Annotated in this window: 18 protein-coding genes and 2 tRNA genes; 10 read left to right on the top strand and 10 right to left on the bottom strand. The window is 29.5% G+C overall.

Features of this window, described 5'->3' with window-relative positions; translation table 11 throughout:
• Window positions 1-1,402 (top strand): Ig-like domain-containing protein (locus L8X24_RS04240; protein ID WP_263663761.1); only part of this gene is annotated, 1,402 nt, incomplete at its 5' end.
• Window positions 1,403-1,494: 92 nt separating this feature from the next.
• On the opposite strand, the gene L8X24_RS04235 is transcribed toward L8X24_RS04240, so the two are convergent.
• Window positions 1,495-1,571: transfer RNA gene (locus tag L8X24_RS04235), tRNA-Met, on the bottom strand.
• A gap of 117 nt (window positions 1,572-1,688) precedes the next feature.
• Between L8X24_RS04235 and L8X24_RS04230 the strand changes: the two genes are divergently transcribed.
• Window positions 1,689-2,339, top strand: a complete 651-nt coding sequence (locus L8X24_RS04230; RefSeq protein WP_263663760.1) for a putative metalloprotease CJM1_0395 family protein — start codon at window positions 1,689-1,691, stop codon at window positions 2,337-2,339.
• Here the strand turns inward: L8X24_RS04230 and L8X24_RS04225 are convergent.
• Window positions 2,340-2,427: transfer RNA gene (locus tag L8X24_RS04225), tRNA-Ser, on the bottom strand.
• A gap of 171 nt (window positions 2,428-2,598) precedes the next feature.
• Here L8X24_RS04225 and L8X24_RS04220 point away from each other — a divergent pair.
• Entirely contained in the window at window positions 2,599-3,468 is an 870-nt protein-coding gene (locus L8X24_RS04220; protein ID WP_263663759.1) for a hypothetical protein, read from the top strand.
• Here the strand turns inward: L8X24_RS04220 and L8X24_RS04215 are convergent.
• Together L8X24_RS04215 and mutY are read right to left on the bottom strand one after the other, a co-directional pair.
• A complete protein-coding gene (locus tag L8X24_RS04215; protein WP_263663758.1) occupies window positions 3,452-4,309 on the bottom strand; it encodes a radical SAM/SPASM domain-containing protein in 858 nt (285 codons plus the stop codon). The genes L8X24_RS04220 and L8X24_RS04215 overlap by 17 nt on opposite strands.
• Window positions 4,299-5,342 (bottom strand): A/G-specific adenine glycosylase, encoded by a 1,044-nt coding sequence (mutY, locus tag L8X24_RS04210; protein ID WP_263663763.1) that lies wholly within the window; start codon window positions 5,340-5,342, stop codon window positions 4,299-4,301. The genes L8X24_RS04215 and mutY overlap by 11 nt, the downstream gene beginning before the upstream one ends.
• 75 nt (window positions 5,343-5,417) lie before the next feature.
• On the opposite strand from mutY, the gene L8X24_RS04205 reads away from it, so the two are divergent.
• The 7 genes from L8X24_RS04205 (at window position 5,418) to L8X24_RS04175 (ending at window position 10,306) form a co-directional block, all read left to right on the top strand.
• Window positions 5,418-6,170, top strand: coding sequence for an SIMPL domain-containing protein (locus L8X24_RS04205; protein ID WP_263663757.1), 753 nt, complete (start codon window positions 5,418-5,420; stop codon window positions 6,168-6,170).
• Window positions 6,171-6,232: 62 nt separating this feature from the next.
• Window positions 6,233-6,649, top strand: a complete 417-nt coding sequence (locus tag L8X24_RS04200; RefSeq protein ID WP_263663756.1) for a DUF1104 domain-containing protein — start codon at window positions 6,233-6,235, stop codon at window positions 6,647-6,649.
• A gap of 1 nt (window position 6,650) precedes the next feature.
• On the top strand, window positions 6,651-7,337 hold the full coding sequence (locus L8X24_RS04195) for a response regulator transcription factor (RefSeq protein WP_263663755.1): 687 nt from the start codon (window positions 6,651-6,653) through the stop codon (window positions 7,335-7,337).
• Window positions 7,327-8,634 (top strand): sensor histidine kinase, encoded by a 1,308-nt coding sequence (locus tag L8X24_RS04190; protein WP_263663754.1) that lies wholly within the window; start codon window positions 7,327-7,329, stop codon window positions 8,632-8,634. Before L8X24_RS04195 ends, L8X24_RS04190 begins: the two co-directional genes overlap by 11 nt.
• 8 nt (window positions 8,635-8,642) lie before the next feature.
• Window positions 8,643-9,332, top strand: coding sequence for a uracil-DNA glycosylase (ung, locus tag L8X24_RS04185; protein ID WP_263663753.1), 690 nt, complete (start codon window positions 8,643-8,645; stop codon window positions 9,330-9,332).
• Between the two features lie 49 nt (window positions 9,333-9,381).
• Window positions 9,382-9,639, top strand: a complete 258-nt coding sequence (locus L8X24_RS04180; RefSeq protein WP_263663752.1) for a zf-TFIIB domain-containing protein — start codon at window positions 9,382-9,384, stop codon at window positions 9,637-9,639.
• A gap of 127 nt (window positions 9,640-9,766) precedes the next feature.
• Window positions 9,767-10,306: a superoxide dismutase family protein gene (locus L8X24_RS04175; protein WP_263663751.1), complete on the top strand. Its 540-nt coding sequence runs from the start codon at window positions 9,767-9,769 to the stop codon at window positions 10,304-10,306.
• Between the two features lie 31 nt (window positions 10,307-10,337).
• Here L8X24_RS04175 and L8X24_RS04170 read toward each other — a convergent pair whose 3' ends face one another.
• The 6 genes from L8X24_RS04170 to tkt are packed head-to-tail and all read right to left on the bottom strand — an operon-like array spanning window position 10,338 to window position 16,049.
• Entirely contained in the window at window positions 10,338-10,859 is a 522-nt protein-coding gene (locus L8X24_RS04170; protein WP_263663750.1) for a flagellar FLiS export co-chaperone, read from the bottom strand.
• A 42-nt stretch (window positions 10,860-10,901) separates the two neighbouring features.
• Entirely contained in the window at window positions 10,902-11,495 is a 594-nt protein-coding gene (locus tag L8X24_RS04165) for a hypothetical protein (RefSeq protein WP_263663749.1), read from the bottom strand.
• Window position 11,496: 1 nt separating this feature from the next.
• On the bottom strand, window positions 11,497-12,324 hold the full coding sequence (locus tag L8X24_RS04160) for an MlaD family protein (RefSeq protein WP_263663748.1): 828 nt from the start codon (window positions 12,322-12,324) through the stop codon (window positions 11,497-11,499).
• A complete protein-coding gene (locus L8X24_RS04155) occupies window positions 12,324-13,046 on the bottom strand; it encodes an ABC transporter ATP-binding protein (protein WP_263663747.1) in 723 nt (240 codons plus the stop codon). Before L8X24_RS04155 ends, L8X24_RS04160 begins: the two co-directional genes overlap by 1 nt.
• Window positions 13,043-14,143 (bottom strand): MlaE family lipid ABC transporter permease subunit, encoded by a 1,101-nt coding sequence (locus L8X24_RS04150; RefSeq protein ID WP_412175327.1) that lies wholly within the window; start codon window positions 14,141-14,143, stop codon window positions 13,043-13,045. Before L8X24_RS04150 ends, L8X24_RS04155 begins: the two co-directional genes overlap by 4 nt.
• A gap of 1 nt (window position 14,144) precedes the next feature.
• Window positions 14,145-16,049 carry a transketolase gene (gene tkt / locus L8X24_RS04145; protein WP_263663745.1) on the bottom strand — a complete coding sequence of 635 codons (1,905 nt, stop codon included), beginning with the start codon at window positions 16,047-16,049 and terminating at the stop codon, window positions 14,145-14,147.
• Window positions 16,050-16,051: the final 2 nt, after the last annotated feature.

Raw genomic sequence — 16,051 nt, 5'->3', positions numbered from 1 at the left:
TATAGATTATATAGATGATTTTAGTATTAAAGTAAGTGGCTTATTACCAAATTCCACTATTGATAAAATTACTGGAAGTAATGGAGTAAAAGCTAAAAAAGACAGCTTTAATGTTAATGAAAATGGTGAAGTTGTTTTAGAGTTTAGTAGTATTGGTGATTTTAGTGTTAAAGAAACCAATATAAGTTTTTATTATGTTGAGCATGTTGGAGAACAAAAAGTAGAATTTAAATTAGATCCTATTAGGTTTTTTGAGTATAAACTATTTTTTAGAAATCTTCCGGATGTTATCGAAAGTCCAACTATAATACAAATTCCTTTATATGGTGGGAAAGAAGGTGTTAAAGTATCATGGGGTTTAAGTGGAGATGGTGTTATAAGGAAAATGGATGATAAATTTGATAAAGATGGCTGGGCGTCAATGACGATTGATACAAAATCTCCTTATGAAAAACAATTAATTATTAGTGCTGAAGCAATGAATCAAAAGATAAGTAAGACGATTGCTTTTAAACATCATGTTTATACTCCTCAAATAGAATATCCTAGCTTTAAAGGACAAGAAAAAACCATCGATTATGAAAAAGATTTCAATATCAAGGTAAGCGGATTAAAACCAAAATCTTCAATACAAATAATAGATCCACATTCTGCGATTCCAAAAAAAATGTCTTATGTTACAAATGAAAAAGGTGAAGCTGTTTTGGAATTTTACAAAGTTGATAATTATCATATCAAGTCTTTAAGTTTTTCAATTAAATATTATAAAGACTTTGCCAAAACGGATACAGTCAATGTACAACTTTATCTTTATCAATATATTCCTAAATTTATAGATTCTCCTGATTTAATCACAGGAAAGGTTGGAGAAAAAACAACATTAACTGTAAAAGATGGAAAACCAAATACTAAAATAGAATGGGATGTTTATGGAGATGCTAATATAGTTGAATCAGATAAGACTTTCAACGAGCAAGGAATAGCAACAGTTACTATAATATCTAAAACTCCTTTGTATATTGATCCTGTAATTAAATTTGTATATTGCAGTGGCTATTCTGATTCTAAAAAATTATTTTATGATTTTACACCCAATGTAATATACCCCAATTCAAAAGGCCAGGAAAAAAGCGTCATAGAAGGAATGCCATTTGTTATAGATTTTGAAAATTGTGGCCCACAAACCAATATATTTATTGTTTCAGCCTATATAATTCCTTACTCACAAGATATAAAAGCAGACGATAACGGACATGCAAGCGTAACCTTCAAAGGAGTTAGTGCTAAAGATATAGGGGATCATTTTTTCACTCTAAAATATGGGTACATAAAAAATAGAACAAAAGGCTCTGGTATTTCCTATAATACAACAGAGAAAATTAAAATTTTAGATTGGCACTAGCATTCTACACACCTTTGTTTATATACAAGGGTGTTTTTAAATACTTTTCTTTGATAAATTTCTTAATTTAATTTGCAAAAATAACACTCTAGTGGTGTCAAGGGGGAGACTTGAACTCCCGACCTCCGGCTTATGAGACCAGCGCTCTAGCCAGCTGAGCTACCCTGACATAAAAAAGAAGTTAAAATTATACTTTATTTTGCTTAACATTTTATAAAACATTTATTTTATAAATTTTTCAACTTTTTTGTGATAAAAATATGAAATTATATTAGAAAGGATTTTTATGCAAATAAGCTCAAGTTATAACAATGCTTTTTATACACAAAATCCTTATCAAAACAAAGACAAAGAAGAAATCAAAGAAAATATATCTGAAAAAGAAAATCCACAGCAAACAAAAGAAAATAAAAACAATCAAGAAAAAGAAGAAAAAACTCAAAAAGTCAACGGTAAAGACTTAAGCGCTGAAGAGGTAAAACAAGTACAAGAACTTGAAAAAATCGACAGAGAAGTAAGAGCTCATGAAGCAGCCCATCAAGCGGCTGGCGGAGCTTTAGCTGGTGCTGCGAGCTTTGGCTATACAAGAGGTCCTGATAATAAAATGTATGCAGTCGAAGGGGAAGTGCCTATAAGAATGCAAAAAGGTAATACTCCTGAAGAAACTATAGCAAATGCAATGCAAGTAATTGCTGCAGCTATGGCACCAGCTGATCCTAGCCCACAAGATTACAAAGTAGCAGCTAATGCTATGCAAATGCAAAATGACGCACGCGCTGAACAAGCTAAAATAAAGGCAGAAGAGTTAAAAGCACAAAATGAAAAAAGCGAAAATGAGAATGAGGAAAAAACAAATTCAAATTCCAAAGCTATAAAATCATACACACAAAATGTATCACAAGATTACATAGGAAGTCAGTATAACAAAAGTGCATAGTGGCAGAGAGGAAGGGATTCGAACCCTCGGTGAGTTGCCCCACACACGCGTTCCAGGCGTGCTCCTTCGACCGCTCGGACACCTCTCTAAAATTAAAAATTATAACTTATTTTTTTAAATTTATAATAAAAATTTTATAGACTTTCTGGATATTTAATCTTGAGTATAAAATTTGCAGTCAAGATATGATTAAACTTTATAATGTTAAAATAAAAATAAAATATTTATTTTATTATTTAAAAACAAAAAGAGAATAGTTATGATAAAAAAACTACTTATACTTTTTTTAAGTCTTGTTTGTACTTATCAAGCACAGGCTGTTTTAAACAAAGAAAGCCTTGGAGAAGGCTTTGGAAATACAAGAAGTGAAGCGATTAAAAACGCTATTAATGATGCCTTGGGAAAAACAGAAGGTTTAAAACAAGTCAAATTAAAAAAATTTGAATTTAATTTTAATGGAAATTTTAATATAGGTTATGATGAAGAACTTGACTTTGTTAGTAATGGTGTTTTTAATAGTTATGATATAAAGTCTCTAACTCAAACAAATCAAAGTGAATTTCATGCAAAAGTTTTAATCTATAAAAAACTTTATAGCGACAAAAGTCTTGAAAACAAAAGCTCTCTAATCATCATTAATAGAATCAAAACTGGACTTTCAGCCAAATTTGAACAAGAACTTTTAAGTGTTTTACTTCAGAATAAAAAATTTAAAATCTTAGATAAAACAAATCTTGATCTTTATAATCAGGAAAAATTTTTGCTTTCTAAAAATTCAAGCGATGAAGAACTTGTAAAGCTTTATAAGACTTTAGAAGCTGATTTTTTGCTCATTTTAAACCCAAAAATACAACAAATACAAAATGAAAACAACACTCAATCTTATGATATTATCATTGATTATCGCTTAATAGAATTTGCTACAAATGAAAGCAAATCTTCTAATACTTTAGAGTTTAAAATGAGCTCTACAAGTAGTTCAAGCAAACAAAAAGCTCTTAGAGGTATTGCTACAAAAATTACTGAAGATATTTTTAAACATTCTAAAGACAATCAAGAAGAAACAAAACAAGACTTGGATACAAATCATCAAATCAATGATGAAGATGAAATTAATTTAGGTTTTTAGCCTCTAAAAACTCACACCTTTTACAAAGCTCGGCTTTTAAAATTCCTTGTTTAAAACCTTCTTTTAGTTCTATATATAAAGAGGAATTTAAAAGCTCATTAAGATCTTTTTCAAAGCAATTTCCAAGTTTTATATCCCCTTTAGTATCCAAACAACAAGGTACTAAAGTCCCATCACTTAAAATAGCAATTTGCCCATTTAAAGCATGACAATATCCATTCTCTCTAATAATCTCATCTTTCAAAGAAGGCCATTTAAAAAGTCTAGCTTGGTGTAAGATAATATGCCTTTCTAAGCGATTTTTAACTTTTTGCTTTTGAATTTTTATTTTAAAAATTTGCTCTAAAAAATCATAAATTTTCTTATTTTCTAAAGGTGGATTGAAATTTTTATCTAAATTCCAAAGTCTTAAGTTGATAAAAGAATTATTTTTATTTTCCAAGTGTAAAAAAATAAGTTTCAAAATAGGTTCAAAATATTCTTTTAAACTCATTTTGCTTTGAGATAAAAAAGCACCTAAGGAAATATTGATTTGTCGCACGTTTTTAGAATCTAAAATGAGTTTTATCTTCTCATCATCAAAATAAAACCCACTTGTAGTAAGCTCTATTTGCATATTAAATTTTAAAGCTATTTTTAGATACTCCGTTAAATTTAAAATCCTTAAAGGATCTCCAAGCACGTGAAAAGTAAAAAGCTTGGCATGATTATGCACACTTTTGCAAATTTTTTCAAAATTTTCAAGGCTCATTTGTTTTCTTTGAGCTTTTTGGCTAGGACAAAAATCACATTTTAACCCGCAAATATCACTTAATTCTATATAAATTTTCTCAAAATGCATAATCACTCTTTTTAAAAAGCTCAAGTGTTTTTAGAGCAAGTTTTGAAAGAGCAAGATGCTCTAAATCTTTATAAGAAAACGCTTTTGCTTTTAAATCTTCAAAATCATCATCTTTTAAAAAATACACCATAGCATTGATTTTATATTTAGTATAAGAATGTTTAAATTCTCCTATAAATTTTGCTTTTTTTTGATTTTTATATTCTAAAAAATTATATAAATTAAAATACAACTTTTCTTGACTCTTAATGAGTAAAAACTGCTCTTTTTTTTGTACTATAAGTATTTTTAAAATAGTATTTTCGTATTGAATTTTTTTAGTTGGGTTGAATTTTTCATATTCATTTTTTCCACTACAAAAGTCTTTTAAAGGACAAATTTCACATTTTGCATTTTTAGGCAAGCAAACCAAAGCCCCTATATCTAACAAAGCTTGGTTATGATCAAATGCATTGTCATAGTTTAAAAATTCTTTTGCCTTTTGTATTAAAAGTTTAGAATTTGGATTTTGCAAACTATAAAATCTACTCAAAACTCTTTTAATATTTGCGTCCACAAAAGACTTAGCTTGCAAAAAACCAAAGCAAGCTATAGCGCCAGCTGTATATTCTCCAATACCAGGAAGTTTTTGAAGCTCTTTAGTATTAAATGGTAATTTTGCATCAAATTCTTGCACGCAAATTTTTGCGCATTTGTGCATATTTCTAGCTCTAGTATAATACCCAAGTCCTTGCCAAGCTTTTAAAACCTCATCTTCACTTGCCATAGAAAGTGCTTTTAAAGAAGGAAATTTAACTAAAAACTGAAAATAATAATTTTGCAAAACACTTTTTACCTGAGTTTGCTGAAGCATAATCTCACTAACATAAACAGCATAAGCAATATCAATATTTTTTAGTTTTTTTAAATCATTCTCGCTACCATATTTTCTATACTCTTCGTGTAAAATACGCCAAGGAAGGTTTTTCCTGCCATTTTGTTCATACCATTTTAAAATACTTTTATGAATTTTTTGCATTAAGACTTTCTTTATTTTTAAAAAAATTATACAATCTATTCTTAAAGGCTTTATGTTAAAATAAAAAAATATTTTTAAAAAGGAGCAAAAATGAAAAGTTTTTTAAAAGGCTTAGGCTTAGGACTACTTTGTTTAGTATTATTTGTACTAGGAGTGGTTTTTAACACTGAATTTTTAGGCTTAAAAAATCACAATAAACAAAATATAGAATTTTCAAGAAACATAGAAGTATCTAATGAAATCATGCCAAATATCTTTAATGCTACTTTAAATTTTAGTGCGAGTGAAGAACTTAGTAAAAAAACCATTGTTTCTAGTGATGAAAAAAATCATATTGCTAAAACTTTCAAAGAAATCTCAGATCGTATTGCTAAAGAAAATTATTGCAAAGGTGGAAGTTATACTTTAGAGCCAAATTATAATTATTACCAAGGGGTAAAAACACTTAATGGATACAGATTGCACTCTAATTTTACTTGTCAAATTCCACAAAACAAAAACAAAGACTATGAAAATCTTATAAAAGATATAGAAAATATTAGTGCTACTAATACTTTAATTTCTTTTAACACCAAAGCTTTGCAAGCTGGTTTTGATGAGGCTATTTTAGAAGCAAATAAAGAAGATTTATATGATCTTGCATTTAAAAAAGCTTTTGAAAAGGCTCAATATTATTCTAAAACTTTGGCAAAAACTTGCGTGATAAAAAACATTCATTTTGATAGTTGCAACATCAAACACAATGCTCCAAGTTTAGCAGCTAGTGCAGATAGTGTTGTATTGCCTATTATTAAAAGTGAAAAACAAAATTTAAGAGCTAATGTGCTTTTTATTTGTCAATAAATTTCATTTTGGCTTTATTTTGAGCTTTTATAATTTCTCATCATTAATTTAAAGGAGAAACAATGAAAAAAATTGTAAGTTTATTTATCGTGGGTTCTTTGGCTGCTTCATTTGCCCTAGGAGCTGATTTTTCTAAAAAAAGTAATGATGAGATTTTAAATCTTGCAAAAAGTGTAAAAGCGCAAGATCAAGCTGATTTGGTTATTGAGATGAAAAAAAGAATGAATGAAATGAAATACAAAGATGCAAAAGATTTTCATCAACAATTTAGAGCTAATTTACACGAAAACATCTCTAAACTTTCTACTCAAGAAAGAAACCAAAGAAGAGTTATCGTTCAAGAAGATATGCAAAAACTAACCGATGAAATGAGTGGCAAAGAAATAAGAGAGTTAAATTTGCACCATTACAATAACACCCATTCCCATAAAAATCATCATGGTTTAAGAGCGCACCATGCAAATTGTCCGATGAGATAAAATGGCAGCAAAAATTCTGCTCTTAGAAGACGATTTAAGTTTAAATGAAATTATAGATGAAGCCTTAAGCGATGAGGGCTTTAAAGTCTCTTGTGTGTATGATGCACAAGAGGCACTAGAAAAAGCTTATGAAGAAAATTTTGATCTTTGGATTTTTGATGTTAAAGTTCCAAAAGGCAATGGTTTTGAAGTTTTAAAAGAATTAAGAGAAAGTGCTAAAAACACCCCTGCTATATTTTTAACTTCTTTATCTATGCTTGATGATGTAAAACAAGGATTTTTGTCAGGTTGTGATGATTATGTTAAAAAACCTTTTGACATAGATGAATTAATTATCCGTGTTAAAAATATCATTAAAAGAAATTTTAGCCACCAAAAAGAAGATTTGATTTTGCTTAGCTCTTCAAAAAACATTTCTTTTGATCCGCTTAATAAAACTCTTTATCAAAATAAAACAATCATCAATCTTACCAACAAAGAAAAAGAGCTCTTAGCCTTGCTTTTAAAAAAACGCCCACACTTTGTAAGCATAGAAACCATTTTTGATGAAATTTGGAGTTTGGATGAAGAGCCAGTAATTATGAGCCTTAGAGTTTATGTAAAAAATTTAAGAAAAATTCTTGGCAAAGACCTTATTATCAATCAAAGAAACATAGGCTATGCCATAAGGCTAGAAAATGAAAAGTGAAAATTTTAATAATACTATTTTTAAAATTCTAGCCCTTTATATCATCACAAGTGGTGTATTTCTAACAATTTTTTTTATCACTTTTTATCAAAAAGAAGCAAACTACATACGATTAAATCAAATAACACATTCATACACTCACTATAATTATATTTTGCAAAATATCATCGAAGCAAGACACGATAGAACATATTTAAATCAAGAAGATTTTTCCTATATATCCAAAAGACTCAACACTCAATTTGCCATTATCGCAAATAACCAAGTTATTTTTAGCAATTTAACTTTTGATGCTTTAAAAATATTAACACAACTTAAAAAAAATGATTTTATTTACAATGAAAACAAAAGATTATTTATAGATTTTTCAAGGATTAGAAATCTCAACACCTATATAGACACAAGTAATCTAAAAAAACCAAAACACCATTCTCATTTCTTAAGACATAAAAATATTCATATCATTATAGAAACTGATGATCTTGGTTTTAAAAAAGAACAATACCGCAAAGATAATTATAATAATCTAGACATCAATGATTTTTCCCATGAGCTTTGGAAATTAAAATTAAAAACTATTTTTTATACTCTTATGTGTATTTTGTTGCTTGCTGTGGTTGCTTACATACTCATCTTACTTGTCTTTAAAAATATCAAAGAACAATTTAAAGCACTTAATGATTTTATCAAAGATACCACGCACGAAATTAATACGCCTTTAAGTGTGATTTTAGCTAGTATTAAAAAATTTGATGATACAAATTTAAATCCAAATAACATAAAAAAACTAAATCATATCAAACTAGCAAGTAAAAATTTAAACCACATCTATCAAAATCTCATAGCCTTGAATTTTTTCTTGCAAAAAGAAAATACAAAAGAAGATATCAATTTAAAAGAGCTTTTGGAACAAAGGTTAGAATACTTTGAAACTTTAATCACGCAAAAAAATCTCATCATTGAAAAAAATCTTTTAGAGCAAAACTTTTATGCTAATAAAGAAGAAATGCAAATTTTAATCGATAATCTTTTAAGCAATGCCATAAAATACACCAATGCTCATAAAAAAATCTATATTTACTTAAAAGAAAAAACACTTAGCATTAAAGATGAAGGTCAAGGTATGAGTACTAAGGAAATAGCTCAAATTTTTACACGCTATAAACGCTTTAATCAAGATCAAGGTGGCTTTGGCATAGGTTTAAACTTAGTCAAGCAAATAGCTGATAAAAACAATATCAACATTAAAGTTTTAAGCAAAGAAAATGAAGGAAGTGAGTTTATACTTTCTTGGTAAGGATAAAAATGGATATTTGTTTAGAAAAAATAAAAATGGAACAAACTTGGAAAGAATTTTTAAAAGATGAGTTTTTAAAACCTTATTTTTTAGAGATAAAAACTAATTATATCAATGCATTAAGCGAAGGAAAAACTATATATCCGCCAGCAAATTTAATCTTTAATGCATTTAACCTAGCTCCTTTACAGGATTTAAAAATCATACTTTTAGGACAAGATCCTTATCACAACCCAAATCAAGCTATGGGTTTGAGCTTTAGTGTGCCAATAGGAGTTAGAATTCCTCCATCTTTGCTTAATATCTACAAAGAATTACAAGATGATTTAAACATTCCTATAGCAAAGCATGGTGATTTAAGCAAATGGGCTAAACAAGGAATTTTACTTTTAAACTCTATCTTAAGTGTAGAAGCAAACAAACCTGCTTCACATGCACATTTTGGCTGGCAAAAATTTACCGATGCAGTTATATCAAAACTTAGCGATGAAAAAGAGGGATTAGTGTTTTTGCTTTGGGGAAATTATGCTAAAAATAAAAAAGTTTTAATCAACCCTCAAAAACACTTTATCCTAGAAGCAGCACATCCATCACCTTTAGCAAGGAATGCTTTTTTAGGTTGTAAACATTTTTCAAAAAGCAATGAAATTTTATTAAAACTTGGCAAAAGTCCTATTGATTGGGATTTAAACTCATAATTTACTTTAAGCCTATATACTTTAATGAAATTTTTTATAAAGGATAAATATGAATTGCCCAGTTTGTGCAAATACAGCTTTATTAATGAGTGAAAGAAATGGAGTTGAGATTGATTATTGTCCAAAATGCCGTGGTGTTTGGCTTGATCGTGGTGAACTTGATAAAATCATAGAAAGAAGTACATCTCAAAGCACGCCACAACAATCTCAACAACCAAATTACAACCAACAAGCAAACTATCATCACAATAGTGGTTATAAATATAAGAAAAAAGAAAGTTGGCTTGGAGAATTATTTGACTTTTAAGCCAAAAGGCTTAAAAGTTTTGCTTAAACCCTCATTTTTACTTCTATATTATTTTTATTTTATCAAAAAATACTTTTTATTAATAATATATGTTACAATAAAATAATTTTTAACAAAAGGAGAGAAAATGAAAAAAATAATTCTAGGATCTTTACTAGCATCAGGTTTTTTAATTGGGGCAAATTTGGAAAATTTTGATCCAAAAGCACAAAAAGATCATTTAGTTATCAAAATGGAAATTCTTGATAAAAATGCCAACAAAAACGCAGGTGAAGTAGTAGCAGTACAAACTCCTTATGGGGTAGCGTTTTACCCAAATCTTCAAGGTTTAGAAAGTGGAATTCATGGTTTTCATATTCATGCAAACGCTGATTGCGGAGCAACTGATAAGGGTTTAGGTATGAAAGCTGGTGGTCACTGGGATCCTGAAAAAACTGACGCACACTCAAGTCCATGGGATGATAAAGGCCACAGAGGTGATTTACCGCCACTTTACGTAGAAAAAGATGGCAAAGCAACTAATCCTGTATTAGCACCAAAAATCAAAACTCTTGATGAGCTTAAAAATCACTCTTTAATGATACATTTTGGAGGAGATAATCATAGTGATCATCCTGCAGCGCTTGGCGGTGGTGGCGCTAGAATGGCTTGTGGAGTTATTAAATAATACACATACTAAAGGCTTTTTGCCTTTAGTATTATTTAAAAAGCTTAGTAAAATCTAAATCATTCATAAAATCATGGCTTGACCCGCCAAAACTTTGACTAGGACTATAAGTAGCAATAGCCACTGCAAGCTCACTAAGCATAGAAGCTATTTCTTCTCTTTTATCTATTATATAAGCTTTCATACCCTCATAATCACTAGTTTCTAAAATTTTTAAAGGGTTGTAAATTTCAAAAGCAAAAGCCTTTGAGCCTACATTTACATTATAATTATTATCAAATAAAGCATTTCCTAAAAACGAGCAATTATCTACTATTTTTAAACTTTCACTTGCGATTAATACTTTATCTTGCACATCTTCATAATTTTTATCTTCTAAAAGTTTTGAAATTTTTTTCAACGAAGAATCTAAAATTTGCAAAGCACCAACAAAATCATTTGCATCGGTAATATCTTCGCTAAATTTTTGTGTTTGATGCTTTAAATTTGCACCATCTATATTTGAACCTACTTGTCCTAAATGCTTTTGTAAGATTTCTAATTCATCTCTCATAATACACCTTCCTTGTTATTGCTACAACAAGAAAAGCATTTTTTATTCCAAATTTTGATCTACCCAAACTCTAAAATCTTTAGCAAAAAGTAAAAAAACCTCATCATAATTTTGGATTAAAATTTGAGGATTATTATCATTTAATTCTTTTTCGTAGTAAAAATACTTACTTGCTATAAGTTTTTTAGTGTTTATTTGCACCAAATTTAAATTAATGCCTAATTTTATTTTAGAATGCACCTCATCGCTAAAATCTTGCTCTAATACATCTACTTTGCTTTCTAAAACATAATCAGCACTAGCTAGACTATCTTGGTTTAAAACCGCTTTAAATACTCCTAAATCTTGCAAATGAAATTCCAAAAAAGTTTTAATCATCAAAGCAGGATTTTCTTTCCAAAAATGATAAGCATAAGCATTAACAATATGATTTTTTTTATAAAAAATTTCATTAGTATAAGATAAGCCCTTAGGTAAAGAAACCATGATGGTAGAATTTTTTACTTTATTTTGACTTTGCTCTAGCTTTTCTAAATTAATGCTAAAATATTTATTTGCAGGCAAAGTTTGATTTGGACTAATCAAAGAACAAGCACTAAAAAAAATAGCTATTAAACTAATATATAAAAATTTCATTTTATTCTCCTGGAGCATATTGAATAACTTTATCTTTATAAATCACATCTGAAGGATTTTGCTTTAAATTTTTTAATAATTGTGTAAAATCTAAAAACAAAACTCTTAAAATATCTAGATTTTCATTTAAAAGCATTCTACTTTTATTAAGCTCATTAAGTTGGCCATTGGCATTATTTAAAAAATTTGAAAAATCATCTGAACTTTTACCAAGTTTAGAGCTTGTTTTATTTAAATTTTCCAAAAATACTGGTGCTTTAGTATTTAAATACACAGAAAACTCGGATGTATTTTGTAAAATACGCTCTATGTTTTTTAAATTTTTATCACTTAAGAGACTTTCTAGTTTTATTTTTGAACTAGTAATTAATTCTAATAAATTTGACGTTTGTTTATCTATGCTTGCAAAAAAACTTTCTTTTGATTTTATAATAGGATATACATCACCATCTGCTTTTAAAACACTAGCTTCCTCACTACCTCCTGCAAGCTGAATAAACTTAAATCCTGTTATACCTTGAATTTGTAAGCTTGCATAAGTATCTGTTTTAACCGCTAAATTAGAATCAAGCTTGACTAAGATTTTCACTCTTAGTTGATTACTTGAACTATCTATGCTGATATTTTCAACACTTCCAACATCCACTCCTAAAAATTTAACCGGAGCTTTGACGCTAAGCCCTGCAACCGATTCTTCCATATAAATTTCATAATATTTAAAAGATTTTTCATCTTTTAAATTCCCATACCACACTATAAAAAACAAGCTAATAAAAAATAATATACTAACAAAAATTCCGATCAAAATATAATTTGCTTTATTTTCCATTATTGCATAAACCTCTCATAAAGTCTTGGATTTTGCTCTTGCAAGGCCTCAACATTTCCCAAAAAACCAACTTTTTTATTCTCTATAATCAAAAAGCGATTTAATACATTTTTCATACTCTCTTTATCATGAGTAATTAAAACCACACATAATTTAAAGCTTTGTTTTAAACTCAAAAGCAACTCATCAAATTCTCTTGAACTATAAGGATCAAGCCCTGAAGTTGGCTCATCTAAAAAAAGCAATTTAGAATCAAGTGCCAAAGCTCTAGCTATGGCCACTCTTTTTTTCATACCTCCGCTTAATTCACTTGGATAAAGCTTAGCCACACTCTCATCAAGCCCTACCATCTTAAGCTTCATCATGGCTATTTCTTTGATATCATTTTTATTAAGCTTTGTATATTCAACTAAAGGTATGCTAATGTTTTCAAGTATATTAAAAAAGCTAAATAATGCCCCATATTGAAAAACAACACCCCATTGTTTTTGTAAAAATAAAGCATCTTCATCACTTATATTTTTTAATCTCTTGCCTAAAATTTCATACTCTCCCTTATCAAAATGCTCAAGCATTAACATTTGTCTTAAAAGTACAGATTTACCACTACCACTACCACCTAAAATGCCAAAAATTTCATTATCTTGTACTTCAAAACTAATATCCTCATGCACACATTTACTTCCAAAATAAGTGCTGATATTTTTTGCCTTTATAATCAAAATCCAGCCTTTGTTAAAAATACAGAAAAAATCGCATCAAAAGCTATCACCCAAAAAATAGCATTTACAACACTTTTTGTCGTATAAACACCTATACTTTCGGTGGTTTTTTGCACAAAAAATCCTCTAAAACAAGCAATAGAAGCAATCAAAAACCCAAAAATAGGCGCTTTTATAAGTCCTATGATGATATGTTTTAACTCCACTGCTTCTTTAAAGCGACTCATAAACTCACTCGCACTAATTTCTAAACTAAACCAAGCAACTACAATTCCACCTATAATGCTTAAAATATCCGCCACTATTACCACTAAAGGCATAGCAAGTGCTAAGGCTAAAACTCTAGGTAAAATGATAAATTCACTTTCTTTAAAACCCATAGTTTTCATCGCATCAATTTCATCAGTGAGCTTCATTACTCCAATTTGAGCTGTATAAGAACTTGCACTCCTACCAGCTATAACAATAGCACTAATTAATGGCGCAAGTTCTCTAGTAGCAGAAATTCCCATTAAATCAACAATGTAAATATTAGCTCCAAATTGTGCAAGTTGATACGCAGCTTGATAAGCAAGCACCACACCTACAAGTAATGAGGTTAGCATAATAATAGGCAAAGCATTAATAGCACTATTTTCTACATGATATAAAAACGCCCTAAAACGAAGTTTTTTAGGGTTTAAAAGTGTTTTAAAACAAGTATAAATGATAAGCCCTATGAAATTTAAAAACTGTACCAAAAGCGTAAAAGATTCAACAACCTTTTTTCCTAAATTTTCAAAAAAATCTTTGATTGTTTTTTTATTTTCATGAGTATTATGAAAACTTTTATAGTGTTTTTGACAAAGTTCAAAAAGTTTAGCATGCTCGCTTTTAAGATTTACTCTACTAAGCTCAAAACCTTTTTGCTTAAGTTCATTTTCTAAAGCTAGAAAATACCTAATCCCAGCAGTATCTATAAAATCTAAATTTGCAAAATCAAAAATAATATTTTTTTGAGTAGGAAAATCTAATTTTTCTAATTTTCCTACGCTAGTTTTATCCCATATACCAAAGACGCTAAAAATGCATTCTTGATTTTTAACATCTTTGATGATTTTATTTTTCATTACATAAACTTAAAACATATGAGCTTAATTTTTCCTCACTAAATCCAAAATGCTCAAATACATCTTTATCTTTACCACTCTCACCAAAACTTTCTATGCCATAAAGCTCATCACAAATTCTATAAAGTTCATTTGAATTTGCAGCTTCCACGCCTATAACCTTACCTTGTAAAATTCTTTCTTTATAAGATTTTTCTTGAGCGATGAATAACTCATAACAAGGCATAGAAACTACATTAACAATCACACCTTTTTCTTTTAAAATCTTAGCTACTTTTAAACACAATGATACTTCACTACCACTTGCTAAAAGTGTAAATTGCGCATTTGCGTTTTCTTCTAATAAATAAGCCCCATTTTCCACATCTCCAAAAACAGGCTCACTTAAAGCGCTTAATTTTTGACGTGATAAAACAAAAACACTTGGCATATTAGTTTTAAGTGCAATCTGCCATGCTTTTACATTTTCAACCCCATCAGCTACTCTAAATGTCAATGAATTTGGCATAGCTCTAAAAGTACTAAGTTGCTCTATAGGTTGGTGTGTTGGGCCATCTTCGCCAACCCCTATGCTATCATGAGTAAAGATGAAAAAGTGTTTAACCCTCATCAAAGCTGCTATTCTTGCAGCAGGTTTTAAATACTCACTAAATATAAAAAAGGTAGCACAATAAGGCAAAAACAAACCATATCTAGCAAAAGCATTTGATATAGCAGCCATTGCATGCTCTCTTATACCATAGTGGATATTTTTTCCATTTGGAAAATCCCCCATATCTTTAAGCTCGGTTTTATTTGATGGACCTAAATCTGCACTACCACCTAAAAATCCCGGTAAAGCTTTAGCAATAGCATTTAAAATCATACCATTGCTATCTCTAGTGGCTAGATCTTTTCCTTTAAAATCAGGAAATTGTATTTTTGAAAAATCAGGCTCTAAAAGCTCTTTTAATAAAGCTTGTTTTTCTGCATTTAAATTTTGCACTTTTTGATTCCACTTAGCTTGTGCTAAATCTCCAAGCTCTATTGCGGCATTAAAGCGAATTTTAACTTCTTCTGGAATTTCAAAAGTTTTTTGTGGATCAAAACCTAAAGCCTCTTTTGCTTTTTTAATAAGCTCTTCACCCAAAGGCGCTCCGTGAGAATGATGACTTCCTTCAAGCTCCAAAGCTCCTTTAGCTATGGTAGTATGAGCGATAATTAAACAAGGCTTTTTGCTTTCTTTAGCTGTTTTTAATGCTAAATCAATTTGTTCAAAATCATGCCCATCTATCTCAAGTACTTCAAAATTTTGCGCTCTAAAACGCTCTTTTGCATTTTCATTAAAGGCAATAGCCACATCACCTTCGATTGAAATATTATTACTATCATAAATGATGATTAAATTATCAAGTTTATGAAGTCCTGCTAAAGAACAAGCCTCATAAGAAATTCCTTCTTGTAAATCCCCATCACCACACAAACAATATACTTTGTGATTGATAATATCCTCACCCAAAAGTAAACTCGCCTTTTTAGCCGCCATAGCAAAACCAACCGCATTTGCAATGCCTTGTCCTAAAGGCCCTGTGGCGATTTCAACACCTGGGGTAAAAATTTCAGGATGACCTGGAGTTTTAGAGTGTAATTGACGGAAGTTTTTTAAATCCTCTAAACTTACATCATAACCACTCAAATGCAAAAAGCTATAAAGTAAAGCACTAGCATGACCGCCTGAAAAAACTAATCTATCGCGGTTTAACCATGTAGGATCTTTTGGATTATGTACTAAATGAGTACTTAAAACACTCATAATATCTGCTAAACCCATAGGCGCGCCTGGATGGCCTGAATTTGCCTTTTGTATCATATCCGCACATAAAAATCTTATAGTGTTGGCTTGTTTTTGTAACATTG

This window comes from Campylobacter sp. CNRCH_2015_0814 (assembly GCF_025772765.1).
GTDB lineage: Bacteria > Campylobacterota > Campylobacteria > Campylobacterales > Campylobacteraceae > Campylobacter_D.
Note: the sequence above shows the minus strand (reverse complement) of the source record. Positions and strands in the feature narration are given on the sequence as shown.